Annotated in this window: 23 protein-coding genes and 6 tRNA genes; 9 read left to right on the top strand and 20 right to left on the bottom strand. The window is 71.8% G+C overall.

What is annotated here, in order from left to right; translation table 11 throughout:
* Positions 1-6: 6 nt before the first annotated feature.
* From ACGFNN_RS31455 to ACGFNN_RS31465, 3 genes are all read right to left on the bottom strand, one after another.
* Entirely contained in the window at positions 7-1,293 is a 1,287-nt protein-coding gene (locus tag ACGFNN_RS31455; RefSeq protein WP_393561037.1) for an ABC transporter substrate-binding protein, read from the bottom strand.
* Between the two features lie 200 nt (positions 1,294-1,493).
* A tRNA-Val gene (locus ACGFNN_RS31460) sits at positions 1,494-1,565 on the bottom strand.
* Between the two features lie 69 nt (positions 1,566-1,634).
* Positions 1,635-2,090, bottom strand: coding sequence for a TIGR02611 family protein (locus ACGFNN_RS31465; protein ID WP_393561039.1), 456 nt, complete (start codon positions 2,088-2,090; stop codon positions 1,635-1,637).
* A gap of 190 nt (positions 2,091-2,280) precedes the next feature.
* Here ACGFNN_RS31465 and ACGFNN_RS31470 point away from each other — a divergent pair, with 190 nt between their 5' ends.
* Both ACGFNN_RS31470 and ACGFNN_RS31475 read left to right on the top strand, forming a co-directional pair.
* The gene (locus ACGFNN_RS31470) at positions 2,281-2,694 is read left to right on the top strand and encodes an SsgA family sporulation/cell division regulator (protein WP_003959770.1); all 414 of its coding nucleotides are present in this window, start codon (positions 2,281-2,283) and stop codon (positions 2,692-2,694) included.
* 317 nt (positions 2,695-3,011) lie between these two features.
* Positions 3,012-3,569 (top strand): CGNR zinc finger domain-containing protein, encoded by a 558-nt coding sequence (locus tag ACGFNN_RS31475; protein WP_362554219.1) that lies wholly within the window; start codon positions 3,012-3,014, stop codon positions 3,567-3,569.
* Positions 3,570-3,639: 70 nt separating this feature from the next.
* Here the strand turns inward: ACGFNN_RS31475 and ACGFNN_RS31480 are convergent, their stop codons facing one another.
* The 3 genes from ACGFNN_RS31480 to ACGFNN_RS31490 all read right to left on the bottom strand — a co-directional run bounded on the left by ACGFNN_RS31480 (position 3,640) and on the right by ACGFNN_RS31490 (position 5,724).
* On the bottom strand, positions 3,640-3,795 hold the full coding sequence (locus tag ACGFNN_RS31480; protein ID WP_362554222.1) for a hypothetical protein: 156 nt from the start codon (positions 3,793-3,795) through the stop codon (positions 3,640-3,642).
* Positions 3,796-3,944: 149 nt separating this feature from the next.
* Positions 3,945-4,964 carry a LacI family DNA-binding transcriptional regulator gene (locus ACGFNN_RS31485; RefSeq protein ID WP_393561042.1) on the bottom strand — a complete coding sequence of 340 codons (1,020 nt, stop codon included), beginning with the start codon at positions 4,962-4,964 and terminating at the stop codon, positions 3,945-3,947.
* 301 nt (positions 4,965-5,265) lie between these two features.
* On the bottom strand, positions 5,266-5,724 hold the full coding sequence (locus tag ACGFNN_RS31490) for a hypothetical protein (protein WP_393561044.1): 459 nt from the start codon (positions 5,722-5,724) through the stop codon (positions 5,266-5,268).
* Positions 5,725-5,880: 156 nt separating this feature from the next.
* Here ACGFNN_RS31490 and ACGFNN_RS31495 point away from each other — a divergent pair, with 156 nt between their 5' ends.
* Positions 5,881-6,396: a DsbA family protein gene (locus tag ACGFNN_RS31495; protein WP_393561046.1), complete on the top strand. Its 516-nt coding sequence runs from the start codon at positions 5,881-5,883 to the stop codon at positions 6,394-6,396.
* A 47-nt stretch (positions 6,397-6,443) separates the two neighbouring features.
* On the opposite strand, the gene ACGFNN_RS31500 is transcribed toward ACGFNN_RS31495, so the two are convergent.
* The 3 genes from ACGFNN_RS31500 to ACGFNN_RS31510 all read right to left on the bottom strand — a co-directional run bounded on the left by ACGFNN_RS31500 (position 6,444) and on the right by ACGFNN_RS31510 (position 9,226).
* The gene (locus ACGFNN_RS31500) at positions 6,444-7,280 is read right to left on the bottom strand and encodes a GNAT family N-acetyltransferase (protein ID WP_393561048.1); all 837 of its coding nucleotides are present in this window, start codon (positions 7,278-7,280) and stop codon (positions 6,444-6,446) included.
* Positions 7,281-7,352: 72 nt separating this feature from the next.
* Positions 7,353-8,174 (bottom strand): aminotransferase class IV, encoded by an 822-nt coding sequence (locus ACGFNN_RS31505; RefSeq protein WP_393561050.1) that lies wholly within the window; start codon positions 8,172-8,174, stop codon positions 7,353-7,355.
* Positions 8,171-9,226: a chorismate-binding protein gene (locus tag ACGFNN_RS31510; RefSeq protein ID WP_393561052.1), complete on the bottom strand. Its 1,056-nt coding sequence runs from the start codon at positions 9,224-9,226 to the stop codon at positions 8,171-8,173. The genes ACGFNN_RS31505 and ACGFNN_RS31510 overlap by 4 nt, the downstream gene beginning before the upstream one ends.
* 144 nt (positions 9,227-9,370) lie before the next feature.
* On the opposite strand from ACGFNN_RS31510, the gene ACGFNN_RS31515 reads away from it, so the two are divergent.
* The 5 genes from ACGFNN_RS31515 to ACGFNN_RS31535 all read left to right on the top strand — a co-directional run bounded on the left by ACGFNN_RS31515 (position 9,371) and on the right by ACGFNN_RS31535 (position 9,816).
* A tRNA-Gly gene (locus ACGFNN_RS31515) sits at positions 9,371-9,443 on the top strand.
* Between the two features lie 37 nt (positions 9,444-9,480).
* Positions 9,481-9,554 (top strand) — tRNA-Cys (locus ACGFNN_RS31520).
* 1 nt (position 9,555) lies between these two features.
* Positions 9,556-9,627 (top strand) — tRNA-Val (locus ACGFNN_RS31525).
* 19 nt (positions 9,628-9,646) lie between these two features.
* Positions 9,647-9,718 (top strand) — tRNA-Val (locus ACGFNN_RS31530).
* 23 nt (positions 9,719-9,741) lie between these two features.
* Positions 9,742-9,816 (top strand) — tRNA-Val (locus tag ACGFNN_RS31535).
* Between the two features lie 150 nt (positions 9,817-9,966).
* On the opposite strand, the gene ACGFNN_RS31540 is transcribed toward ACGFNN_RS31535, so the two are convergent.
* From ACGFNN_RS31540 to ACGFNN_RS31580, 9 genes are all read right to left on the bottom strand, one after another.
* Positions 9,967-11,316: an OFA family MFS transporter gene (locus ACGFNN_RS31540; protein ID WP_365091826.1), complete on the bottom strand. Its 1,350-nt coding sequence runs from the start codon at positions 11,314-11,316 to the stop codon at positions 9,967-9,969.
* Positions 11,317-11,724: 408 nt separating this feature from the next.
* Positions 11,725-12,012, bottom strand: a complete 288-nt coding sequence (locus ACGFNN_RS31545) for a zf-TFIIB domain-containing protein (protein WP_362554246.1) — start codon at positions 12,010-12,012, stop codon at positions 11,725-11,727.
* 62 nt (positions 12,013-12,074) lie between these two features.
* Entirely contained in the window at positions 12,075-13,037 is a 963-nt protein-coding gene (locus ACGFNN_RS31550) for a phosphotransferase (protein ID WP_393561054.1), read from the bottom strand.
* A 375-nt stretch (positions 13,038-13,412) separates the two neighbouring features.
* The gene (locus ACGFNN_RS31555; RefSeq protein ID WP_362554252.1) at positions 13,413-13,619 is read right to left on the bottom strand and encodes a hypothetical protein; all 207 of its coding nucleotides are present in this window, start codon (positions 13,617-13,619) and stop codon (positions 13,413-13,415) included.
* Positions 13,620-13,930: 311 nt separating this feature from the next.
* The gene (locus ACGFNN_RS31560) at positions 13,931-15,232 is read right to left on the bottom strand and encodes an alpha/beta fold hydrolase (RefSeq protein WP_393561056.1); all 1,302 of its coding nucleotides are present in this window, start codon (positions 15,230-15,232) and stop codon (positions 13,931-13,933) included.
* A 175-nt stretch (positions 15,233-15,407) separates the two neighbouring features.
* Positions 15,408-16,466, bottom strand: a complete 1,059-nt coding sequence (locus tag ACGFNN_RS31565) for a hypothetical protein (RefSeq protein ID WP_362554371.1) — start codon at positions 16,464-16,466, stop codon at positions 15,408-15,410.
* A 70-nt stretch (positions 16,467-16,536) separates the two neighbouring features.
* The gene (locus ACGFNN_RS31570) at positions 16,537-18,120 is read right to left on the bottom strand and encodes an OPT/YSL family transporter (protein ID WP_393561102.1); all 1,584 of its coding nucleotides are present in this window, start codon (positions 18,118-18,120) and stop codon (positions 16,537-16,539) included.
* Positions 18,121-18,334: 214 nt separating this feature from the next.
* Positions 18,335-19,126 (bottom strand): IclR family transcriptional regulator, encoded by a 792-nt coding sequence (locus ACGFNN_RS31575; RefSeq protein ID WP_393561058.1) that lies wholly within the window; start codon positions 19,124-19,126, stop codon positions 18,335-18,337.
* Positions 19,127-19,388: 262 nt separating this feature from the next.
* Complete coding sequence (locus ACGFNN_RS31580) at positions 19,389-19,643, bottom strand: hypothetical protein (protein WP_362554261.1); 255 nt, start codon at positions 19,641-19,643, stop codon at positions 19,389-19,391.
* A 205-nt stretch (positions 19,644-19,848) separates the two neighbouring features.
* Here ACGFNN_RS31580 and ACGFNN_RS31585 point away from each other — a divergent pair, with 205 nt between their 5' ends.
* Positions 19,849-21,177, top strand: a complete 1,329-nt coding sequence (locus tag ACGFNN_RS31585) for a protein kinase (RefSeq protein ID WP_393561060.1) — start codon at positions 19,849-19,851, stop codon at positions 21,175-21,177.
* A gap of 80 nt (positions 21,178-21,257) precedes the next feature.
* On the opposite strand, the gene ACGFNN_RS31590 is transcribed toward ACGFNN_RS31585, so the two are convergent.
* The gene (locus ACGFNN_RS31590) at positions 21,258-22,073 is read right to left on the bottom strand and encodes a TrmH family RNA methyltransferase (protein ID WP_393561062.1); all 816 of its coding nucleotides are present in this window, start codon (positions 22,071-22,073) and stop codon (positions 21,258-21,260) included.
* A gap of 227 nt (positions 22,074-22,300) precedes the next feature.
* Positions 22,301-23,554, bottom strand: coding sequence for a uroporphyrinogen-III C-methyltransferase (gene cobA, locus ACGFNN_RS31595; RefSeq protein ID WP_393561064.1), 1,254 nt, complete (start codon positions 23,552-23,554; stop codon positions 22,301-22,303).
* Positions 23,555-23,562 lie beyond the last annotated feature (8 nt).

Genomic DNA, 23,562 nt, shown 5'->3' on the forward strand with positions numbered 1-23,562 from the left:
GTCCTCTCAGTTCGCGGCGAGGGCGGTCTTCGCCTCGGAGAAGAACTGCTTGACGGCGTCCTTCGGCGAGGTCTTGCCCAGGGACAGATCGCCACCGATGCGCAGGAACGCCGCCTCGATGACATCGGCTCCCGCCGGGTGCGGGGTGATGGTCTCCAGCACGCCCGCCTCGGCGATCTCGGTCTCGTACGCCCCGATGGCCTTGCTGGGGGCGTCGGTGGGCTCGTAGGCCTCGAACTGGGCGGTGGTGGCGGGCACCCCGCGGTCGTAGCCCATGATCCGGCCGACCTCGGGGTCGTGGGTCATGAAGCTGATGAAGGTCGCCACCTCGGCGGGGTGCTTGGTACGGGCCGTGCCGCTGAGCATCAGCGACCCCAGGTACTGTCCGGTCTTCTTGCCGTCGGTGCTGGGGATGGGGGCGAGTCCGTAGCTGCTCCTGCCCTCCGCGCTGTAGCGGACCGAGAAGTTGTCCCAGGTGAACTCGCCGGCGGAGAGGCCCTTGGCGGTGGCCGACGCCGGCTTGATCTGCTCGACCTTCTTCTGGTCGGCGTAGACGCCGGACTTGACCCGGGCGAGCGCCTCGGTCCAGTAGGGCAGCAGCTCGGCCTCGCCGAATCCCATGCCGTCCTCGGTGAAGAAGGCCTTGCCGTTCTGCCGGAGTATCAGGTCGTACAGGTACATGACCCCGTGCGGCCCGGCGTCGCCGGCGATGCCCTGGCCCTTCTGGATCTTCTGCAGTCCGGCGTACCAGTCGTCCCAGGTCCAGCCGAGCTCGGGGGTGATACCGGCCTTGTCCCAGACCTTCTCGTCGATGACCAGGGCCATGGAGTTGCTGCCGACCGGCACACCGAGGGTCCTGCCGTCGATCTCGGCGAACTTCTCCAGTCCGGCGCGGAAGCCGCTGAGGTCGAGGTTGCCCTTGTCCGCCTGGGGCTTGAGGTCGAGGAGGACGTTCTTCGCCTCGTACTTGCGCAGGAAGGTCACGGCGTTCTGGATGACGTCCGGGGGGTTGCCGCCGGCTGCCTGGGTGTTGAACTTCTTCCAGAAGTCGGCGTACTGCTGGAAGTCCGTCTTCACCTTGATCTTCGGGTGCTTCTTCTCGAAGAGGTCGACGCACTGCTGGACCTTCTTGGCCCGGTCGTCCGCGCCCCACCACGAGTGCCGGATCGTGACCGGACCTCCGGAGCCGCTGCCACCGGAGCCGCAGCCCGCCGCGGTCAGCCCGAGACCGGCCGCCGAGAGCCCGGCCAGCTTCAGCAGCTGCCGCCTGTCCATGCCGTTGTTCCGAGACATAGCTCGCCCCCACCGTTCTCATTGAATCGTTTTAGAAAGCGCTTGCTGGGTCAAAGTAGGGAGCCACACGGGGCACGTCAACGGTTAGGGCGAAATTTCGGCGGTGTGACGACGGGCCGAACAGGCGGAGCGGCGGTCACGAGACGGAAACGCCGATGGCCCGGAAGCTTCTGTGAAGCTTCCGGGCCATCGGTCCGGGGTGGGCGATACTGGGTTCGAACCAGTGACCTCTTCGGTGTGAACGAAGCGCTCTCCCACTGAGCTAATCGCCCCGGCGCACGGCATACATTACCCCATGTCAGGGGTGCCTCCGGACCACATGCCGCCGGACCGCCGCCGGGTCACTGATCGATCTTCCACGGCATCACGACGCCGAACTTCCAGACGTAGATCCCCACCAGCACGGCGATGATCACCAGGCCCACCGTGGTGAGGATGATGTTGCGCCGGCGGACCTTGGGGTCGAGCGCCCGCTGGGCCGCCTCGGTGACCTTGCGCCGGGTCCAGCGCAGCACGAGCTGCGCCCAGACGAACTCGGTCGCCCAGATCGCCATGCCCCCGAAGATCACCAGCCACCCCGGGCCGGGGAGCGGAAGCATCACGATGCCCGCCCCGACCACGGCGAGGCCGACGACGAAGATCCCGACCTGCCAGCTCAGATGCAGGACCCTCGACCCCCGGATGAATCCCGGAGCCCGCGAACCGAGCTCGCGTTCCGTCCTGCCCTCGTCCCCCGCGGCGGACCCGGAAGCCACCGTCACGGCGACCTCCTTCCGCTCGTCACTCTCCGCGTTCATGCATCCCAACCTACCGGAGTCGCGATCGTCACCGGAATGGACGCATGACCCAAAGTTACACACCGCTGTACGAGGGACCTGAAGCATCACAAATAGGTCAGAGGGGTTTACAACGCCACCGTAGGTGGCATGTCGATTTCGCCGACGTGCGAATCCCCGAGCGCACACTGAGCGAAAGGCCCTGGCGCTTATGAACACCACGGTCAGCTGCGAGCTGCACCTGCGCCTCGTTGTGTCGAGCGAGTCCTCACTGCCTGTACCCGCGGGCCTGCGGTATGACACGGCCGATCCCTATGCCGTGCACGCCACCTTCCACACCGGAGCGGAGGAGACGGTCGAATGGGTTTTCGCCCGTGACCTCCTCGCCGAAGGGCTGCACAGGCCCACCGGCACCGGAGACGTCCGCGTCTGGCCATCCCGGAGTCACGGCCAAGGCGTCGTCTGCATCGCACTGAGCTCCCCGGAGGGAGAAGCCCTGCTGGAAGCGCCGGCGCGGGCCCTGGAGTCGTTCCTGAAGAGGACCGACGCCGCGGTCCCGCCCGGCACCGAGCATCGTCACTTCGACCTCGATACGGAGCTCTCACACATCCTGGCCGAGAGCTGAGCCAGGCAGAGAGCTGCGGGACGCCGTCCGACTCGGGGAGACGGCGTCGCGCGGACAACCTCATAGGGCAGGCACCGGCGCCGTCGCCGCGGAACCCACCGCGGCGGCGGCGCCGGGGTGTCCCGTTCCCGGCAGACCCCCCTGACGCCCTTGACGCGCCCGTGGAGCGTCGGAGCCCCACCGCGGGGCGCGGCGGGCGCCCCACAGGGCCCTGAGGCCCCTCGCGAGCCCGCGCCCCGGCCCTGAGCGCCCTCGGCGAGCCAGTAGAGTCTGCCCGCATCGGCGGAGCCCGTCCGCCGGAGGCCAGGGAGCGAAGCGTGCTGATCCCACACGACACCCGGATCGCCCTCGAAACGGTGGTCGATCTGGTGAACACCGCGCCGGAGAGCGCCGGAGGCGACGGGCTGGCGGATCTCTCCGCGCTGTACGCCTTCGCCGAGCGCCATCACATCAGCGGTGTCGGAGCCCTCGGCGACAAGGACCTACGGGCCGTGCACGACGTCCGGAGCCGGTTCGCCGAGATATTCGCGGCCCCGGACGCCCGTACCGCGGCGGGTCTCGTCAACAGCCTGGTGGCCGACGCCGGCACCACCCCCCAGCTCACCGACCACGACGGTTACGACTGGCACGTCCACTACTTCGCACCGGACGCGTCCCTCGCGGACCACCTGGCTGCGGACTGCGGCATGGCGCTGGCCTTCATCGTGGTGGCGGGCGAACAGGAACGGCTTCGCCGCTGCGAGGCCCCGGACTGCCGGGACGCCTTCGTCGACCTGTCACGCAATCGCTCCCGCCGGTACTGCTCGAGCCGCACCTGCGGGAACCGGCTCCATGTCGCCGCGTACCGGGCCAGGCGCCGGGACGCCGCGCGCTGACGGCGCACCGCTCCGGTCCGTGGAGGCGGGCGGCCCGGGGGCCCGGTGGCCGACGGGCGGCGAACGCCGGTCACAGCAGGAAGAGATCGTGCAGTGCCGCCATCAGCAACAGGCTTCCGACCACCGTCAAGAAGATCATCAGCGGTGGCTGGGACAGCGCGAAGAGGCAGCCACGCGGCTCCTCGGCAGGGGATGCGGGGGCCTCGCCCCGTGATGTGTCCACCATCTCGTAGCGATCATGACGCAGCGAGGCCCCTGCGGGCGATCAACTGAGCTTTTTGCAGGGCTGGTTCACCCACACCGGAGGGCCCGAATCGCTCCCGCGTCCGAGCGCCCGGCACACGTTCGCCGCCGGGCCGCCCCGGCGGCCGGGGCTCAGCGCGGTGCGGCGCTGGAGGCACGCACGACGAGTTCCGGCTGGAGCACCGCGCTCCGGTGCCGGTGGCTTCCCTTCTCGTCGTCCGCCTCCTCCAGCAGGAGTTCGGCCGCCATCCTGCCCATGGTCACGGCGGGCTGACGCACCGACGTGAGCGGCACGGCGGCAGCCGCGGCGAACTCGATGTCGTCGTAGCCGACGATGGCGACGTCCTGCGGCACGCGCACCCCCGCCGCGTACAGGGACTGCAGGACACCGAGCGCCAGCAGGTCGTTGGCGCAGAAGACGGCCGTCGGCCTGGGAACCAGGCCGAGCAGCCTGGCACCGGCGTCACGGCCCGCGGCCACGTCCAGGCGTTCGGAGGGGATCTCGACGAGCGCCTCGGGGCCGAGCCCCGCCTCGGCGAGGGCCGCGTGGGCCCCCTCCCGCCGGTCCCTGATCTGGTGGAGATCACCGGGGCCGCTCACATAGGCGACCGAGCGATGACCGGCCGAGACCAGATGGCCGACCGCGAGCATCCCGCCGCGTACGTCGTCCACCGAGACCGCGCAGGTGTCGGTGGACGGGGCGACCCGGTCGACCAGCACGTAGGGGATCCGGTGGCGGGCGAAGGCCTCGAGGTTTCCGCCGGTGGCGTCCGCCGGGGTGACCAGCACGCCGCAGACCCGCTGCTCGGCGAAGAGTCCCAGGTACTCGGCCTCCTCCTCCTGGCTCTGGCCGCTGTTGCAGACCATCACGCCCAGCCCGGCTTCCCGGGCCGCGCGCTCGGCGCCCCTGGCGATGTCGACGAAGAAGGGGTTGCCCATGTCGAGCACGAGCAGCGCCATGATGCGGCTGCGGCCCGCCCTGAGCTGCCGGGCGGACTCGCTGCGTACGTAGCCGAGCTCGTCGATCGCCGCCAGCACGCGGGCCCGGGTGTCGGGCAGCACCGCCTCGGGACGGTTGATCACGTTGGAGACCGTTCCCACGGAGACTCCGGCCCGGCGGGCCACGTCCTTGATGCCTGCCACACGCCCCACTTGCCCTGCCCCACTGATGCTGCGGCGCCGCGCGTCGACGCCGGGTCCTGGCCCTCGGACGGAACACGGGACCGTAGCGTCGAGGTCCCCACGACCGGATCGATCACCGTTCCATCCGTTTTGAAATGATTCAATCGGGTCGGACGCTAACCGGACGAACACAGCAGCGTCAAGACGAAGGTGATGAGGCCGCCGAATATACCGAGCCACTCGCGGACCACGCCCCCCTGACTGCATGAATCGATTCATGCCAGTGGCGGACGGGCCCCGTGCTTCTCCGGCCGTGAGCCGCTTCAGCCCGTCAGATCCCGTGCTTCTTCAGGATCGCCTCGATGTCACTGAAGTCGTCGCCCGGCGCGGCCGCCTGCTGCGGCTTCTTCCCCGTACGCTCACCGGTCCGCGGGTCCGCGGCGCCCGTGGTCAGCGACGGGGACGAGGCGGACGGGGCGACCGCGCCGCCCTGTCCGGCCGCCGTCGCGGCCTTCCGCTCCTTGCGGGTGGTTCCCCGGCGGCGTTCGACCGTGCGCGTGATCATGAACAGCAGCCAGGCCGCCCCGAGCAGCCCGAAGCCGATCCAGACGCTCGGCTTGAAGACGATGTCCGAGACCCACTCGACGACACCGGTCATCACCAGGCCGACCGGCACGAGCGAGTAGGCGGCGATCCGCGTCGCCGTGAGGAACCGCTTGCGGTACGCGGTGATCGCGGCGATCCCCAGCCCCGCCGCCGACACCGCGGAACAGATGGTCTCGGCAAGCATCGGAGCCTCCAGGGATCGGAACGATGTCCCTTCCATCCTGCACCGGACACGCGGGAAGGGGCCACGGTACGGGAGCACATCAGGGACATCTCAGGGCCCGGGTCCTCCCCAGGTCCCGATTGGGGCGAGCGGGTCCCGCCTGGAAGACTGACCGCCATGAGCAACTCCTCCTCCCCCGCGCCGGTCGTCCTCGACCTCTGGTGCGACCTCCAGTGCCCCGACTGCCACCAGGCCCTCACCGACGTCCGCGCGCTGCGCGCACGCTACGGCGACCGGCTGGAGATCCGGCTGCGCCACTTCCCGCTGGAGAAGAACCGGCACGCCTACGCCGCGGCACAGGCCGCCGAGGAGGCCGCCGAACAGGGCCGGGCGTGGCCCTACGCCGAGGCCCTGCTGGCCCGCACCGCGGACCTCGCTCGCGGCGGCGAGCCGGTGCTGCTGGAAGTGGCCGGCGAACTGGGCCTGGACGCCGAAGAGTTCGACACGGCACTCATCGACGGCCGGCATCTGCTGATCGTGGACGCCGACCAGGCGGAGGGCAAGGCCATCGGCGTCACCGGGACTCCCACGTACGTGATCGGCGAGGAACGACTGGACGGCGGGAAGAGCCAGGAAGGGCTTCGCGAGCGGATCGAGGAGATCGCGGACCGCCTGCTCGCCGGGCTGGGCTGACGGGACCGCCCGCCGGAGCCATCGGGGGTCCCGCACGGTTCCGGCGGCTACAGCGTTTTTGCGAGGTTGTACTGCGTGACCTCGTAGCCGAGCGACTCGTACAGCCGGAGGGCCGGCGTGTTGCTGGTGAACACGTGCAGGCCGAGGACGCCGAGGCCCGCGTCGAGGGTGATGTCCTCCGCGAGGTGCATCAGGGCGCGGCCGTGACCGCTCCCCCGGTGCTCCTCGCGCACCTCGACGTCGAAGACATGGCCGAGGTCGGCGCCGTCGGGTGTCCGGCGCCGTGCCACCCATACGTGGCCCACTACCTCCCCCTCACGGGCGAGGACGTGGAAGTACATGCCCGGGGTGTCCAGGCCCTCGGGGAGGTTCGCGGCGTGGTCGGTCTCCGACTTGTGCCGGGCCTGCTCCTCCGGGACGCCGCGCTCCACCCAGCTCCGTGCGTACGACTCGACCGCGGTGGCTGCCCACTCGGCGTACTCCGTCTCCGTCATGGGGCGCCCGGTGATCCCCTCCGGCAGCGCGGGCGCGGTGCGGCGGAGGGTCTTCACCATGTTCCGGCTGTATTCGGTGTAGCCGAGGACGGCGGCGAGCGACCGTGCGGCGGCGTTGTCCGCCGGGACCACCAGGCGGACCCGGTTGCAGCCCCAGCCGCGCAGGACCTCCTCGGCCGCCAGCGCCGCGATGGTGCCCCGGCCTCGCCTGCGGCGGTCCTCCTCGACGGTGAGTGAGCGCAGCACTCCCGCGGAAGGGCCGAAGGCCGGGTCGGTGGAGACGGCGACCGACCCCACGGGCCGCCCGTTGTCGCAGACGTCGTACGTGCGGGAGCGGGATCCGTCGGTGCTCTGCTGGACCGGACCGGTCGGCCGGATCGTGGTGGTCATCAGGGATTTGTATCCCCTGGAGGGCGGGGCCGTCATCCCCTTTCGGGGATCGCGGACCGCCCGCCCCGGCTTCTACGGGTCGAGATCGTCCCCCGAGCGCTCGTCGAAGATCCGCATGGCCTTCGCCGTTACGGGGCCGGGAGTGTCTCCGAGCGTCCTCCCGTCGACCCGGTGCACGGCCTGGATGTCGCGCAGGGTCGACGTCAGGAAGATCTCGTCGGCCTGCTCCAGCACCTCCAGCGGGAGATCCGTCTCCTGGGCCCCGGTCCACTCGACGGCCAGCGCCCGGGTGATACCCGCGAGACACCCCGAGCTCACCGGAGGGGTGTGGATACGGCCGTCCAGCACGACGAAGATGTTCGAGCCCGTTCCTTCGCAGAGCCGGCCCACCGTGTTGGGGAAGATCGCCTCGGACGCGCCCTGCTCGTGGGCGCGGGCCAGAGCGACCACGTTCTCGGCGTAGGAGGTGGTCTTGAGCCCGGTCACCGCGCCGCGCTCGTTGCGCGTCCAGGGCACGGTGACCACCGCGGTGGTGTCGGGGCGACGGGTCGTCTCTCCAAGAGCGACGACGAGGCTGGGCCCGGAGTCGCCGCGGTCCGAGCCGAGCGGGGAGAGGCCGGCGGTGAAGGTGATCCGCAGCCGGCCGAGTTCCATGGGCTCGGCCTCGACTACGGCGGCGACCGCGCGGCGGACCTCGTCGTGGTCGGGGTCGCTCAGGCCGAGCCCCCTGGCCGAACGCGTCAGCCGGTCGAGGTGCCGGGTGAGAGCGAACGGTCGTCCCACCGCGACCCGGACGGTCTCGAAGACGCCGTCGCCCACGGTGATCCCGTGGTCCAGCACCGACAGCCGGGCGTCGTCCGCGTCACGCAGCGCGCCGTTGACCCAGATCCTCATGACGCGGTCCTTCCTCGTTCCTCGTGTGCGCCCGACGCTACCGCGAGCAGCCGTGACGCCTTGAGCTCGGTCTCCGCCCATTCACGCTCGGGGTCGGACCCCCAGGTGATCCCGGCGCCCGTCCCGAAGCGCAGGAGGGGGACGGGGCCGGTGCGGTCGATCCAGAAGGTGCGTATGCCGACGGCCAGTTCGGCGGTGCCCCGATCGGCGTCCACCCAGCCGACGGCCCCGCAGTAGGGCCCGCGCGGAGCCGTCTCCAGCGCTTCGATGATCGTCATCGCACTCGACTTGGGCGCACCGGTCACCGAACCGGGCGGGAAGGCCGCGTCGAGGAGCCCGGGCCATCCCTCGCCGGCGGCGAGCCGCCCCCGGACGGTGGAGACGAGGTGGACGAGCCCGGGGTGCTTCTCCACGGCGCAGAGATCGGGGACGCTCACGCTCCCGGGCTCGCACACGCGGCCGAGGTCGTTGCGGACGAGGTCCACGATCATGACGTTCTCCGCGTGGTCCTTCTCCAGGAGGTCGTCCTCGGTGCGCCCGGTGCCCTTGATCGGTCCGGACTCCACGGTGCCTCCGTCGCGGGAGAGGAAGAGTTCCGGCGAGGCGGTGGCGATCTCCACACCGTGGCCGGGCAGCCTGATGGTGCCGGCGTACGGAGCCGGGTTGCCGCGGGCGAGGAGGGCGGTGAGGGCGTCCACGTCCGCGTCGGGGCCGGGCAGCGGCGCGGAGAGAACGCGGCAGAGGTTGGCCTGGTAGACCTCTCCGGCCGCGATGTGTTCACGGATCCGCCGGACACCGGCCGTGTAGGCGTCCTTGTCGAGCGAGGACGTCCAGTCCGCCGGGGCCGGCCCCCGCCAGGCCCCGGGCACGGGGAGCGGGACCTCTTCCCGCCTGACGGAGTCGAAGCGGGCGCAGACCGGACCGCCGCCTTCGAAATCGGCGCAGACGGCCCAGAATCCTGCTGATTCAAGGGCTGCGGGGTCGCTGGTGACGTCCCGCAGACCGGTGGCGACGAGGCCACCGAAGCGGGCGAGGGGGGTGAGGTGGCGCACGCGACCGAGTCTAGGACGGCCCGTGGTGACCTGCGGCGGGCAACGGTGACGCAGCACGCTGCGCAAACGCGTTTTTGTGCTGGCCCGGGAATCCGCTAGAGTTCAACACGTCGCCGGGACGCGCAAGCGGACCGGGAAAGACAAGCGGACGTAGCTCAGTTGGTAGAGCGCAACCTTGCCAAGGTTGAGGTCGCCAGTTCGAACCTGGTCGTCCGCTCGCAGAAGGTGGGGGATCTTCCCGAACCCCCACCCCTGGTGGAGTGGCCGAGAGGCGAGGCAACGGCCTGCAAAGCCGTCTACACGGGTTCAAATCCCGTCTCCACCTCCAAGGACGATTAGCTCAGCGGGAGAGCACTTCCCTGACACGGAAGGGGTCACTGGTTCAATCCCAGTATCGTCCACCGATCCGCAAGGATCCCCGCGCGATTAGCTCAGCGGGAGAGCGCTTCCCTGACACGGAAGAGGTCACTGGTTCAATCCCAGTATCGCGCACGCAGTACACGCAGGTTCACCCTGCGCGATTAGCTCAGCGGGAGAGCGCTTCCCTGACACGGAAGAGGTCACTGGTTCAATCCCAGTATCGCGCACCAGTCGAAACCCCCGGTCGTCCACACGACCGGGGGTTTCGTCGTCGGGGGCGGATTCAGCCGGTGAAGAGCTGGGTCGCCTTGCGGGCGAGCTCGTACAGTCCGTAGGCGAAGGGCACGGCGACCCACAGCCAGACGAACACCATGAGCGGTTTACGACTGCTGGTGGACACGGGGGCTCTCCTCCGGGGTCTCGTGGAAGCGGGCGTGGACCGGGCGGATGCATTCGTTGGCGACGAAGCCGACGACCAGCAGCCCGATCATGATCGTCAGGGAGGTCGTGTAGAGGCTGGGGCCGCTGTGTCCGGCGCGCTCCCCCGCGTCCGCCACCCGGTTCACGATCAGCGGACCGAGGACTCCCGCCGTGGACCAGGCGGTCAGCAGCCGGCCGTGGATGGCTCCGACCTGGTACGTGCCGAAGAGGTCGCGCAGGTAGGCGGGGGCGGTCGCGAACCCGCCGCCGTAGAAGGACAGGATGACGAGCGCGCAGCAGATGAAGAGCGGCTTCGAGTCGTTCCCCAGCTGCGCGATGATCACGTACATCAGCGCACCGACTCCGAGGTAGACCCGGTACATGTTCTTGCGGCCGATCAGGTCCGAGGTCGAGGACCACAGGAGCCGGCCGCCCATGTTGGCCAGGGAGAGCAGGGCGACGAAGCCGGCCGCCGCGGAGACCGAGACGGGGGTGGAGGTGTCCGCGAAGAAGTCCTGGATCATGGGTACGGCCTTCTCCAGGATTCCGATGCCCGCGGTGACGTTCATGCAGAGGACGACCCAGAGGCACCAGAACTGAGGTGTGCGCAGGGCGTTGCGGGCGGAGACCTGGGCGTCGGTGACCAGCCTGCGGGTCTCCTGCTTCGGTACCCAGCCCTCGGGGAGCCAGCCGTCCGGCGGCACCCTCACCAGGAGGACGCCGAGGGTCATGAAGGCGGCGTAGACGAGTCCGTGGACGAGGAAGGCGCCGGCGATGCCGGACCGGTCGGTGCCGAAGCTCTCCAGCATCCCGGTGGACCAGGGGGACGCGATGAGCGCGCCGCCGCCGAAGCCCATGATGGCGATTCCGGTCGCCATGCCGGGGCGGTCGGGGAACCACTTGATGAGCGTGGAGACCGGTGAGATGTAGCCGATGCCGAGGCCTATGCCTCCGATGAAGCCGTAGCCGAGGACCACGAGCCAGTACTGGCCGGTCGCGGCGCCGAGCGAGGCGACGAGGAATCCGGAGGAGAAACAGACGAGCGAGACGAACATCGCCCAGCGGGGACCGTTGCGTTCGACGAGCGTGCCGCCGAACGCGGCCGAGAGGCCGAGCATGACAATGCCCAGCTGGAAGGGGAGGGCGCTCGCGGTGCCGGAGAGATCCAGGGCCGATTCGAGCGGGGGCTTGAACACACTCCAGGCGTAGGCCTGTCCGATGGAAAGGTGCACGGCGAGCGCGGCGGGCGGTACGAGCCAGCGGCTCCACCCCGGGGGCGCGACAGTTCGGGACCTGTCGAGGAAGTTCATGGGGCCGCACTCTAGGCACAGGTCATGGCCATGACTAGGGCCTGCTCGATCTTGATCCCCCGCACAGGCCCTGATAGCGCGCCGGGCCCGGTTCGGCGTCGGGGGACGGCGTCCGGTGCGAGGGCGCGCAGCGCCGGTCGCGTGCGCCTGACCGGAGGCCCGGGCCGGCGCCCGGTGCGGCGGGAGTGCGCGCCGGGCGGGGCCTCGCGACGGCAGGCGCGCCGCTTGGCGCGGCACCGGCTCACGCACCGGCGCTCATGGCGGCGCCGGGGTGGTGTCCGCGTGCGGGCGAGCCCGGGCGCGCGGCCAGGACGCTTCGACGGGCCCGAGTGGCCAGGGCGGGTGTCCAGGCGGGCCCGGGCGCGCGGCCCGGACCCGCCGGTGGGCATCGTCGCCCGGGAAGCCGGGTCAGGAGCTGAAGAGCATCCGGCCGAAGCTCTTCTGCCGGTGGTGGTGTCCGCCGTAGTGACCACCCTGGTGCGGCGCTCCCCAGGCGGGGGCCGGTGCCGAGGGGTATGCCTGCGGGGCCGGCGGCGGGGGCGGAGCCTGCTGCGCCCACTGCGATTCCAGGCGTGTCAGGGACTCCAGCTCGCCGTAGTCGAGGAATATCCCCCGGCAGCCGCTGCACTGCTCGATCTGGACACCGTTGCGGTTGTATGTGTGCATCTGGGCATGGCACTTGGGGCACTGGATCATGGTCGGCTCCTCAGGTCGTGACGACGTCGCCGGAAAGCATGCCCGGCGGCGATCGCTTCACCCTACGACGCACCTTCGGACACCAACTCGGGCGGGAGGGAGGCAATACGGACACATGCGTCGATCATCAACTGTTCCACCTCATCCGGACTGCGCTCCTCCGCCGCCGACTTGGCCAGGGCGATGGCAGCGGTCTGCACGGTGAGTGCGCGGGCGGGGATGTCCAGCTCGGGCCACGGATCCCCTTCGGCCCGCACGGCCGGTCCCCCTTCCGCCCGGTAGGCGTCCAGGAAGCGCAGCCAGATCTCCGCGGGGAGGATCCCCGCCGCGTACCAGGCGGCCGGGCGCGCGAGGTCCCACGCCGGGTCTCCGGTGCCGGCGTCGTCGATGTCGATCAGCAGCCAGGCACCGTGCGGCTGCGGATGACGCACGAGCTGTCCGAGATGGAGGTCGCCGTGACAGAGGAACCCTCCCCGGTCCGCCGGCGCCGGGCCCTCCCCGCGTGCCCAGCCGGGCAGCGCCCGCCAGGCCGCGGTGACCGGGGCGAGCCGGGGGTCGCCGGGGCGCGCCGAACGCATCCGCGCGACGGCGCGGGCCACCTTCACCGGTCCGCGCATCGGTGGCAGCGGGCCACGCGGTGGGGTGCGGTGCAGGCGGGCCAGCAGGACCGCCGTCTCCTCCCAGGGAGCGGCGTCGGGGTCCGAGGGGTCGACGGGTGCGCCGTAGGGCCAGAGGGTCACCGGCCGGTCCAGGACCGTACGGTACGGGCCGCTCGATGTGGGAAGCGGAGCCAGCAGGACTCCCCGCAGCGCGGGGGACGCGGCCAGGGAGAGCCGGGCCCTCAGGGCGGATGTGCCGGTGTCCGGGGCATGGGCCTTGGCGACCACCGTGCCGCTGCGGACCACGGTGCCGTCCGGTCGGTCGGCGAGCACCTGGGGCGGCGCGCACGCGCAGACCTCGGCGGCCGGGTGGGCGCTGCCGTGCGCGAGTTCGCCCAGCGCGCGGACGACGGCGTCGGTGGTCATCGGCTCGGCTCCCGCAGCGGTGATCGGACGGCCCCGTGACCGGCCCCAGCGGCGATCGTACGCGGGGGACGGCGCGGGCACGGGTTGCGGCACTCCTGCCGGCGGCACCGCTGACGTGCGGCGGCGTGGCCGCCGCGTGTCACGCGCCGGCCCTTCGGCGTCGGCAACGAGTCCGGCTCCGGCAAAGGCTTCGGCTTCGGCTTCGGCTTCGGCTTCGGCTTCGGCTTCGGCTTCGGCAAAGGGTCCTGACAGCGCGATGTCCGGCCAGCTCCCCAGCTGGCCGGACAAACGCTGCCGTCCGCCGCACCCCCGTCCCCACGGGGCTGTTGGCCGGATGTCCCGGTCCGGACCGCTCTTCCGGACCCGGGGCGCCGCTCAGCGCCCCATCATCACGCCCACGGACGACGCCTGTGTGACCACTGCGTCCCAGCCGCCGAAAACGACGACCAGCAGGGCCGCCAGGGGAAGCACCATGGCTGTCGCCACCAGCGGGTGGCGCGTGCCGGACGGGCGCACGCCGAAGGAGGTGTACGCCTTGCGCCCTCCCGTACGGCTCATGGGCCGCGCAGCCGTGTCCGCCATGCTTCCTCTCCTGACCTGTTCCGGAGCGGCGGGCGTATGGCCTCGGGGGACGAGTTCACCACCCGCCGCTGACTCCAAGACTAGGGAGAGCGGAGGCGCGCAGCGTCATGCCCGCGTACCGAATGGCGGGCCTCCCGGAGGATGAGCCGGCGCGGCGCCGCGTACTCCCCTGGGTGGAGACGGGACGGAATCAGAGGCCCCGGCACCTAGGGGATCCCCGCGGTTCCCGTCGGAAGGGGCGGGTCGGTTCGGGGAAGAGGACGCCCCCGCCGGCGAGGTGCGGGCGAGGGCGGACCTTCGCGGGCGACGGCTCAGCGCTTCCCGTCCGCCATGGCGAGCAGCCGGTCGAAGACCGCCGCGTCGGCCCGGACGCCGTCGTGGGCGTGGTCGGCACTCACCCAGGTGCGAAGCCCGCGGACGGCGTCGGCGGTGGCGAGGGAGTGCTCACGGTCGACGTACATGTCGTCCTGGTAGACGGCGGCGACCACCGGTACCTCGTTGGCGGCCAGCCTGTCGAGGTCGTAGAGCGCGCTCCAGTCCGTGCGTGCGGCGAGGACGTCGGCGGCGCCCCGCAGCGGGACGAGTGAGGGATCCTCCTCGAACTGCCAGGGGTAGACCATCTCTCCGGTGAAGCGGAGCGGCCCGCCGTTCCCCGCTTCGAAGGCGGGGAACTCCTGCCGTACCCGGTGCGCCGACCAGGCGGTGGCGCGGTCCCCCTGGGCGTAGATGGGTTCGTGGAGGGCGGCGTAGAGCGGGCGTTCGGCGAAGGAGACGGCGGCGTCCACGCCGCGCAGGAAGGTGTCCGTCAGCTCCGGGCCCGTCCCGCCGTCGGTGAAGGCCGTCTCCAGGAGGTAGTGGAGCGAGTCGAACTTCGCCGAGGTGCCGAACGTGATGCCGAGCGTCTGGAAGCGGCGCACGGTGAGCCTCTCACCGGTCGGCATCCGTACGTCGTGCGCCTCCAGGTGGGCGGCGACGGCGTCGGCGATCTCCTGGTCGGCCGGGTAGCGGGCGAAGTAGCGCTCGTTGTGGGCGAGTGTGCGGGCGTAGGCGGCCCGGTAGACGTCGTCGGCGTGGCCGGTGAGCGTCGGCAGTCCGCCGGTGATGTAGGCCTGTGACAGGCCTTCGGGGGCGAGGCTGAGATAGGTGAGCGTGGCGAAGCCGCCGAAGCTCTGCCCGAGTACGCTCCACGGCCGCTCGCCCTGGAAGTACCGGCGCAGCAGTTCCGCGTCCCGGACGATCGAGTCGGCGCGGAAGTGACCGAGGTGGGCGGCCGCGGCCTCGTGGTCCGTGCCGAACCGGGCGAGGGTGCGCCGGTCGGCGGGGGTGGACCGTCCGGTGCCGCGCTGGTCCATGAGGACGACGCGGTGGTCCGCGAGTGCGCGGCGGAGCCAGGCGCCGGAGGCGTTCGGCCGTTCCGCCCGGCCGCCGGGGCCTCCTTGCAGCCAGAGCAGCCTGGGCAGGTCCTCGTGTTCCCATCCCTCGGCCACGACTTCGCGGGCGAACAGGCTGATGGCCGGGGAGCCGGGAGCACCGTGGTCGAGCGGGACGTCGATGGTGTGGTCGGTGCAGACCAGGCCGCCGTGGCGGTAGGAGACGGGCTGGGGCGTGGGCATGTTCGCTCCTTGTCGCGGGGAGGGGCGTGGCGGCGGGCCGGTCCTCGGGGACGGCGGGCCGGTGAGCGGGCGGGCTGAGGGCTGTCCCGCGATCCCCGGCGGACGCGCGGCCGGGGATCGCGGGACAGCCCTCAGTGGCGGGCAGGCCTTCGGGCCTGCCCGCCACGGACCGGACTCAGTAGCCGGCGACGCCCAGGTCCCGGCAGATCTCGACGAGCTCGGGGTGCACGTAGCGCCCGTTCTCCTCGATGGCGACCCCGTCCAGGTAGATGGACGGGCCGAGCACGCTGCCGTCGGTGTGGGCGGCGGCGACCCACGGCTCGCCGCCGATCCAGGCGCCCTTGGTGCCGATGCCGAGCTCCACGCAGCCGAAGACGCGCTCGTCCTCGACGATGCGGCCGGTCGGGGCGAGGACTCCCGGGTTGAAGCCGAGCGACCAGTGGGCCACGCGGAACATGTTCGGGTCGTCGAAGGACTCCATCCAGCGGCGGAAGGTGTCCGCGTCGGCGCCGCCCTCGATCTTGGTGACGACACCCTTCTCGACGGTGCAGCGGACCGGGGAGCGCAGCAGGCCGATCTCGTCCGGCGGCCACAGGGCGCCGTCGAAGACGAGGACGCCGTCCTGGGTCTCCTCCAGCGGGTTCCAGGAGATCTGGCCGGACAGCATGACCGTCTCGCCCGGGTTCTCGGCGGGCTTGCCGCGCAGGTTGATCGGGCGGTCGCCGTTGCGGCCGACGAGGTCGGTGCCGTTGGCGGAGGTGATGCGCACCTCGTCCGCGGCCTCCAGGAGCGCGACCAGGGCCTTGCCCAGGCGGATGACGCCCTGGAAGTCGGGACGGCCGACGGTGGCGACGAGCATCTGGACGTCCATCGCCGTGAGGTTGGTGTAGCGGCAGCCGTTGGCCATCGCGGCGCGGAAGGCGTCGGAGTGCATCAGGTACGAGACGGCGAACTCGATCCAGACGTCGGCGTCCGCAATCGCTCCGGCGACGGGGCGGGGCGGTTCCATGGAGGCGCCGGGCAGCGTCTCGTACCAGACGATGACGGGGTGGGCGCCGGCCGCTGCGACGGCCTGCGCGGTGGCTTCGAGCACCCGCCGGTCGCTGCTCGTGTCACCCGTGAGGACGACGTGCTCGCCCCGCTTGACGAGCATGACCTCCTCGACGAGCTTGCGGGCGGCCAGGGCCAGCTCGAAGCTGAGGTACTCGGAACGCGGTTCGAGCCTGCTGTACATGTCCACGATGGGTTCTCCTTGCCTTGCGGGTGGTGCGAGTGGTGCGGGTGGTGGCTTGGGGGCCTCTGGGTCAGGCCTTGAGAATCTGGGCGGAGTCGCCGAGCGAGCTGCCCGCGATCACGCCGGCGCCGATCAGGTTCAGCTCCTCGTCCGCGGCGGGGCCGCGCAGCTTGCGGTAGACGACGCGGACGGCCAGGGCTCCGAGGACCAGCCAGCACGCCTGCGGGGTGAGGATGAGGAGGCCGGTGGCGAGCATGACGCCCATCTGGCGCCGGGTGCCGCCGATCAGCTGTACGGCCGCGCCCGGGATCGCCCAGAGCAGCATGGTGCGTACCGCGTCGGGGTCGCTGAGCCCGCTCTTGATGGTGTCGGCGTACACCTTGGCGACGGGCGGGATGAGGCCCTGTCCGAAGTAGGAGCGCCAGGCGACGGCGACGACGACCAGGGCGACACCGAAGCCGATGAGGGCGGCCAGGAACTGCTGGCGGCGCCCCTCGCGCTCGTACGGGTTCCAGGGCCGGTGGTCCCTGCGCAGCAGCCAGCCCGCCTTGAGGTCGTAGCCCATGTCGGCGAAGGCCGGGCCGGTGGCGGACACATAGCCGATCAGGAGGGCGAGCGGCACGGAGGGGATGCCCATGGCGAGGCCCAGGATCAGGAAGATCAGGGTGACCGCGAAGGACGGGAACCATCCGGACTGCATCGCCGCGAGCCCGACGATCAGCTCGTGGACGAGCGCGGCGAAGGCCGCGAACAGGACCCAGCCGACGATGCCCAGGGGGCTCATGTCGCCGAGGAGGCCACCGAGGACGGCGAGTACGACGGCGCCGGCGGTGAAGAGCGCGTAGCCGCGGACCAGGGCGAGGCGCAGGGCCCGCTCGTCGACGGTGTACTCGACGGTCGGGTCGGTGACGGCGAGGGTCGCGGCCGACTCCTCGGCACGCGCGGCCTCGGCGTCCTTCTTGCGGGCGCGTCGGCCGACCAGCAGGTGCACGGCCTGCCCGAGGGCGACGATCCCCGCACCGACCATGACGCCGTGCGGGATGAACCCGGCGCCGAGGTCGGTGCCGAAGAAGTCGGGGCTGTACTGGCGCAGCATGAGGCCGATGCCGAACATCATCAGCGCCCAGACGTTGCCGAGGAAGGCCACGCCGGCGGCGGAGAGCGGCAGGCTGAGGAGCGTTCCGGCCAGTCCGACGACGGTCCCGCCCGCCAGGATCAGCGCGCGACGGCCTCCCCGGTCGCCGGCCTTGATGGTCTCGGCGGCCGCGGTGCCCGGAGGCCAGGCGGCGTCGGCGGGCAGCAGCCGGGAGCCGAACGCGCGGTAGAGCACCCAGGCGTCCACGATGAGGCCGATGAAGGACCCGGCGAGCATCGGCCAGACCAGGTCCTGGCGCCCGAAGACGTACGGGATGGCCACGGAGGTGAGCAGAGCGTTGGCCGAGGCGAAGGTCGCCGCGGAGATGGCGCTCTGGGCGAGGTTCTGCCGGTGCACGGACTTCATGCGGCGCAGGAAGCCGAGCGGGATGCGGCCGATGAGCATGGCCACGAGGGCGCCGACGACGGAGGTGTTGGCGGAGATGCCCAGCTTGGACACCAGGTCGATGCCGATCACGGCGCCGACCGCGGCGAGCACCACCAGGATGACCAGCAGCACGGGCTCGAGGACGCGCGGGTGGGACCCCGTCTCCTCGGCGTGGGAGCCGGACGGCGGTGGTACGTGGTGGTGCGGGGCGGAGGCTTGGTGCGCCACGGGGCACCCCCTTCGGTGAGCGGGACTGGGGAGCGCTGTCTCCCGGTGCGCGGGCAGGGCGGGGCGCACCATCGGCACGGGAGTGCCGCGGGATCGAGCGGTGTGCGGTTGGGAGGGTTCAGCCGCCGAGCGCCGCGGTGATCTCCGCGGCTCCGGCGCGTACCAGCGGTACGAGGGTGTCGACGGCTCTGTCCACGCGGTGGGAGGGCCCGATCACGGTGAGGGAGGCCGCGACGGCTCCGCCCTGGAGGACCGGGGCCGAGACCGCGGTGACGGCCTCGTCGTACTCGCCGTAGCTGACGCAGTGGCCCTCGGCGCGGACCTGCGCGTAGCAGGTGAGCAGGGCGTCCAGGTCCGTGATGGTCCGGTCGTTGAAGCGGGCCAGCCCCGCGGGGTCGAACATCTGCCGGATCTCGCGTTCGGGGTGGTACGCGAAGATGGTGTGGCCGGACGCTCCCGCGTGGCCGGGCATGACCGCGCCGATGATGGCGGTGTACCGGACGGGGCCGGTGCCGTCGACGGCCGCCGCGCAGCGGTAGCTGGAACCGTGCGGGACGTTGAGCACGATGCTCTCGCCCGTCTCACGGAGCAGCCGGGCGAGTATCGGCCGGGCGAGCGAGGGCATGACCCCGCTGTGCTCGCCGACCCGGGCGAGCCGGGAGAGGGCCGGGCCGGGGCGGTAGCGACGGCTGACGTCGTCGCAGATCAGGAAGGCCCGCGCGGTCAGGGTGGTGAGCAGTCGCTGGACCACCGCCTTGTCCCAGCCGTGGTGGCGGGCGAGTTCGCTGACACCCCACTCGGGGCGCTGCTCGGTGAAGGTGAGGAGGACGGCGAGGGCGCGGTCCACGGTCTGCAGGACGCCCGGTGCCTGGGGTGTGGCCGGGGTGGTGCCGTCGCCGTGGTCCGCCATGGGCCGGCCTCCTTCGTGCGGGTGGTTCCCGTGCCGCCCGGTGTGTCGGCGGCACCTGTCGGTGCGGAAATCGCAACGGCGTTGCGTTTTCCGGCGACAGGATGCGGGCGCGCCGTCCGGGTGTCAAGGGTGTCCCGGGGACCGGACAGGCGACGTGGCGGCGGGGCCGGGCAACCGGGCGGGCCCGGACATGCCGCGGCGCACCCCTCCCGGCCTGGAGGGGTGCGCCGCCGCAGGTGCGCCGAAGGTGCCGCCGGGGCCGTCAGGCTCCCCGCTCCGGGACGGCGCGCTCCGACGCGTCCTCGCGGGGGACGGGCTGCTCGACGAGGGCGAGCACCCTGTTCGCCATGAAGCGGGCGGTACGGACAACTGATCCACTTCGGGTGACTTCACTCACTTCCACCACACCTCGGCGGACCGCGGTCTCCACCCTCCGACCGGCCCTGGAAGCCACCATCTCGTACGTCCTCGTCGTGTCACCCGCGTCCACGACTATCTCCACACGATCGCCCTTCATTGATCCAATCCCCCTTCTGCGACGGTCCGTTGAGAAATCGCACGGGCCACGGGGCCTGGATCTCCGGCTCCCTGACCACTCCTCAATTCTCCCATCGGGCACTGACAATCGATGGGTGGGCGAGGGCGCGGCCTCTGAGCGCGCCGCGCCGTGGATACGTAAGCTGTGCCTCGTCAGGCGGACCGGCAGCGGGGATGGGCAGACGATGGCGATGATGCGGCTCCGGCGCGAGGACCCGCGTGTCGTCGGATCGTTCAGGCTGCACCGGCGACTGGGTGCCGGGGGCATGGGCGTCGTCTATCTGGGTTCCGACCGGCGCGGCCAGCGGGTGGCGCTCAAGGTGATCCGCCCCGATCTGGCGGAGGACCAGGAGTTCCGCTCGCGTTTCGCCCGCGAGGTGTCCGCCGCCCGGCGGATCCGTGGCGGCTGTACGGCACGGCTGGTGGCCGCCGATCTGGAGGCCGATCGCCCCTGGTTCGCGACGCAGTACGTGCCGGGTCCCTCGCTGCACGACAAGGTGATGGAGGAGGGGCCGCTGTCGGCCGTGGAGGTCGCCTCGATCGGGGCGGCGCTCTCGGAGGGTCTGGTGGCGGTGCACGAGGCAGGCGTGGTGCACCGGGACCTGAAGCCGTCCAACATCCTCCTCTCCCCCAAGGGCCCCAGGATCATCGACTTCGGCATCGCCTGGGCGACCGGGGCCAGCACGCTCACCCACGTGGGGACCGCCGTGGGCTCGCCGGGTTTCCTGGCGCCCGAGCAGGTCCGGGGCGCGGCGGTGACGCCCGCGACGGACGTGTTCTCCCTGGGTGCCACCCTGGCCTACGCCGCGATGGCCGACTCTCCCTTCGGCCACGGCAGTTCCGAGGTGATGCTCTACCGGGTCGTCCACGAGGAGCCGCACCTGTTCGACGTGCACGACGCGCTCGCCCCGCTGGTCCGCGCCTGCCTGGCGAAGGACCCGGAGGAGCGGCCGAGCACGCTGCAGCTCTCCATGCGGCTCAAGGAGATCGCGGCCCGTGAGGCTCAGGGGCTCCAGGAACGCAGGCCGCCCGCACAGCGCGCCGATCAGGAGCTGGACCGGCCGACGGGCCGGCTGGAGGGCCAGTACACCGAACAGTCCACCCGCCGCTCCGCCGGCCCCTCCCCGGCGCAGCGGACGCAGGGCCGGCGTCCCGCGTCGTCGCGGCCTGCCGCGCCTCGCACCGGGGGTTCACAGCCGCGGGGCACGCGCGGCGGGCCTCGCTCCGGTCAGCAGCCGCCAGGACCCAGGCGGACGAACGGCGGCCAGGCGTCCCGGCCCGGGGTGCGGACGACGTCCACGGGCAAGGGCGGGAAGCGGCGTCCCGCCAATCCACGGCTGCTGCGTCAGCGGCTGGTGGTCTTCGTCGTGGTGACGCTCCTGGTCGCGCTGGGGATCGCGGCGGCGCAGGGCTGCCAGGGACCGGCACGCGGCCTCGGGGACGCCCCGTCGCACACCTACGACGGGGCGGCGGTCCTCACCCCACCGGCGGGCTCCGCCGGAGCGCCTGGCTGACCCGGTACCGCCCCGGCCGGGCGGCCGGTACCGGTGGGCGCGCCCCGGCCGCCGAGGGGGCCTCGTGCTCCTCCGGCGGGTCAGACGCGGGTCGCGTAGAAGGCGACGGCGGAGGCCGCCGCGACGTTGAGGGAGTCCACCCCGGCGTCCATGGGGATGCGCACATGGGCGTCCGCGGCGCCGAGCGCCTCCGGGGTGAGCCCGTCCCCCTCCGTCCCGAAGACGAGGGCCAGCCTCTCGTACCGTCGCGCGACGAGCTCGTCGAGGGTGATCGAGCGGTCGCTGAGGCAGAGGGCCGCCGTCGTGAACCCTGCTCGGCTCAGGAGACCGATGTCGTCGGGCCACGAGGTGAGACGCGTCCACGGGACGTGGAAGACGGAGCCCATCGACACCTTGACCGCACGACGGTACAGCGGGTCGGCGCAGCGCGGGGTGAGCAGGACGGCGTCGACACCGAGCGCCGCGGCGTTGCGGAAGGCGGCTCCGAGGTTGGCGTGGTCGACGATGTCCTCGAACACGGCGACCCGCCGGACACTCCCACGCTCAGGGTCGAGCAGCGTGCCGGGGTCGGGCAGCGGCTTGCGCTGCATGGAGGCGAGGGCTCCCCGGTGGACGTGGTAGCCGGTCACCTTCTCCGCGAGTGCGGGTGTCACCACGTGGACGGGCGCCGTGGCCTCCTCGATGACGTCGCGCATGACGTCGGTCCACTTGGGCGTGAGCAGCATCGACCGCATGGCGTAACCGGCGTTCGCGGCGCGCCGGATCACCTTCTCGCCCTCGGCGATGAACAGCCCCTCCGCGGGCTCCCGCCGTCGCCGGAGTTCGACGTCGGTCAGGCCGGTGTAGTCGCTCAGGCGCGGATCGTCCGGGTCGTCGACGGTGATGAGTTCTGCCACGGGGTGCTACTTGCCTTGTCAGGTGGGTGGGAGGAGCGCGGGACTAGGGAGTGTCTTCAAAGTAGTGTCGTCCGCCCGGAGGGCGGGGCCGGCGGCGTCCGGTGCGTGCGATCGCAAGGCGGAGGAGGGAGCCACTGCGGAGCATTGGCGAGTGACGACAACGCCGCGAGGGTGCGTGCCGGACGCCGCCGGGCAGACAGGACTTCGAAGACACGGCCTAGGGCCGCTCAGCCGGCGAGCCGGCCTTCGGGGTCCGGGCCGACGGAGACGACGTCGCCGATGACGATGACCGCGGGGGGCCGTACCTCTTCGGCGACGACCCGCTCCCCGACGTCGGCCAGGGTCGCGTCGACCCTGCGCTGGGCGGCGGTGGTGCCCTCCTGGACCAGGGCCACCGGGGTGTCGGGGGACTTCCCGTGGGCGATGAGTGCCTGGGCGATCGAACCGATCTTGTCCACGGCCATCAGCAGGACGAGGGTGCCGCGCAGCTGTGCGAGGGCCGCCCAGTCGACCAGGGAGCGCGGGTCGTCGGGGCCGACATGGCCGCTGACCACGGTGAATTCGTGGGCGACACCCCGGTGGGTCACGGGGATCCCGGCTGCCCCGGGCACCGAGATGGAGCTGGAGATCCCGGGCACGACGGTGCAGGCGATCCCCTCTGCGGCCAGCGCCTGGGCCTCTTCCATGCCGCGGCCGAAGACGAAGGGGTCGCCGCCCTTGAGGCGGACCACGGACTTGCCGGCCTTCACGTGGTCGATCAGCGCCTGGTTGATCGCCTCCTGGGCCATGAAGCGGCCGTACGGGATCTTCGCGGCGTCTATGACCTCGACGTGGGGCGGGAGCTCGTCGAGCAGGTCGCGCGGGCCGAGGCGGTCGGCGATGACGACGTCGGCCTCGGCGAGCAGCCTGCGGCCGCGGACGGTGATCAGGTCGGGGTCGCCGGGTCCGCCCCCGACGAGGGCGACGCCGGGAGCGCGGGTGCGGTGGTGCGGGGCGGCGAGGGTGCCGTCGCGGAGCCCTTCGACGATGGCGTCGCGGACGGCGGCGGAGTGCCGGGGGTCGCGGCCCTGGGAGGTGGTGGTGAGCACGGCGACCGTGATGCCCTCGCTGCGGCCCGTGGCGGGTGTCCACGCGGTGGCGGCCTCCGCGTCGTCGCTGCGGACGCACCAGGTGCGGGTCCGTTCCGCCTCGGCCGACGCGGCGTCGTTGGCCGCGGGGTCCGAGGACGCCACCAGGGCGTACCAGGTGTCGGCGAGGTCCCCGTCCTGGTACCGGCGGCGCTCCCAGCGGATCTCGCCCGAGTCGGCCATCGCCTCGACCGACGCGGTCGCGGACGGGGAGACCAGCGTGATGTCGGCACCCGCGGCGATCAGGGCGGGCAGCCGCCGCTGCGCGACCTGGCCGCCGCCGACGACGACGACGCGGCGCCCGTGCAGGCGCAGTCCGACGGGGTAGGCGGGGTGATCGTCGTACTCGGCCATGGTCGTGC

The sequence above is a fragment of the Streptomyces sp. NPDC048590 genome, assembly GCF_043199535.1.
Classification (GTDB): domain Bacteria; phylum Actinomycetota; class Actinomycetes; order Streptomycetales; family Streptomycetaceae; genus Streptomyces.

What these genes read in the sequence shown, in the direction of transcription:
- cobA (WP_393561064.1), bottom strand. Translation starts at nt 23,554, where the DNA reads ATGGCCGAGTACGACGATCACCCCGCCTACCCCGTCGGACTGCGCCTG.
- ACGFNN_RS31540 (WP_365091826.1), bottom strand. Translation starts at nt 11,316, where the DNA reads ATGAACTTCCTCGACAGGTCCCGAACTGTCGCGCCCCCGGGGTGGAGC.
- ACGFNN_RS31555 (WP_362554252.1), bottom strand. Translation starts at nt 13,619, where the DNA reads ATGGCGGACACGGCTGCGCGGCCCATGAGCCGTACGGGAGGGCGCAAG.
- ACGFNN_RS31505 (WP_393561050.1), bottom strand. Translation starts at nt 8,174, where the DNA reads ATGAGGATCTGGGTCAACGGCGCGCTGCGTGACGCGGACGACGCCCGG.
- ACGFNN_RS31585 (WP_393561060.1), top strand. Translation starts at nt 19,849, where the DNA reads ATGGCGATGATGCGGCTCCGGCGCGAGGACCCGCGTGTCGTCGGATCG.
- ACGFNN_RS31565 (WP_362554371.1), bottom strand. Translation starts at nt 16,466, where the DNA reads ATGTACAGCAGGCTCGAACCGCGTTCCGAGTACCTCAGCTTCGAGCTG.
- ACGFNN_RS31545 (WP_362554246.1), bottom strand. Translation starts at nt 12,012, where the DNA reads ATGATCCAGTGCCCCAAGTGCCATGCCCAGATGCACACATACAACCGC.
- ACGFNN_RS31500 (WP_393561048.1), bottom strand. Translation starts at nt 7,280, where the DNA reads ATGACCACCACGATCCGGCCGACCGGTCCGGTCCAGCAGAGCACCGAC.
- ACGFNN_RS31560 (WP_393561056.1), bottom strand. Translation starts at nt 15,232, where the DNA reads ATGCCCACGCCCCAGCCCGTCTCCTACCGCCACGGCGGCCTGGTCTGC.
- ACGFNN_RS31455 (WP_393561037.1), bottom strand. Translation starts at nt 1,293, where the DNA reads ATGTCTCGGAACAACGGCATGGACAGGCGGCAGCTGCTGAAGCTGGCC.
- ACGFNN_RS31470 (WP_003959770.1), top strand. Translation starts at nt 2,281, where the DNA reads ATGAACACCACGGTCAGCTGCGAGCTGCACCTGCGCCTCGTTGTGTCG.
- ACGFNN_RS31495 (WP_393561046.1), top strand. Translation starts at nt 5,881, where the DNA reads ATGAGCAACTCCTCCTCCCCCGCGCCGGTCGTCCTCGACCTCTGGTGC.
- ACGFNN_RS31465 (WP_393561039.1), bottom strand. Translation starts at nt 2,090, where the DNA reads ATGAACGCGGAGAGTGACGAGCGGAAGGAGGTCGCCGTGACGGTGGCT.
- ACGFNN_RS31550 (WP_393561054.1), bottom strand. Translation starts at nt 13,037, where the DNA reads ATGACCACCGACGCCGTCGTCCGCGCGCTGGGCGAACTCGCGCACGGC.
- ACGFNN_RS31580 (WP_362554261.1), bottom strand. Translation starts at nt 19,643, where the DNA reads ATGAAGGGCGATCGTGTGGAGATAGTCGTGGACGCGGGTGACACGACG.
- ACGFNN_RS31575 (WP_393561058.1), bottom strand. Translation starts at nt 19,126, where the DNA reads ATGGCGGACCACGGCGACGGCACCACCCCGGCCACACCCCAGGCACCG.
- ACGFNN_RS31480 (WP_362554222.1), bottom strand. Translation starts at nt 3,795, where the DNA reads ATGGTGGACACATCACGGGGCGAGGCCCCCGCATCCCCTGCCGAGGAG.
- ACGFNN_RS31490 (WP_393561044.1), bottom strand. Translation starts at nt 5,724, where the DNA reads ATGCTTGCCGAGACCATCTGTTCCGCGGTGTCGGCGGCGGGGCTGGGG.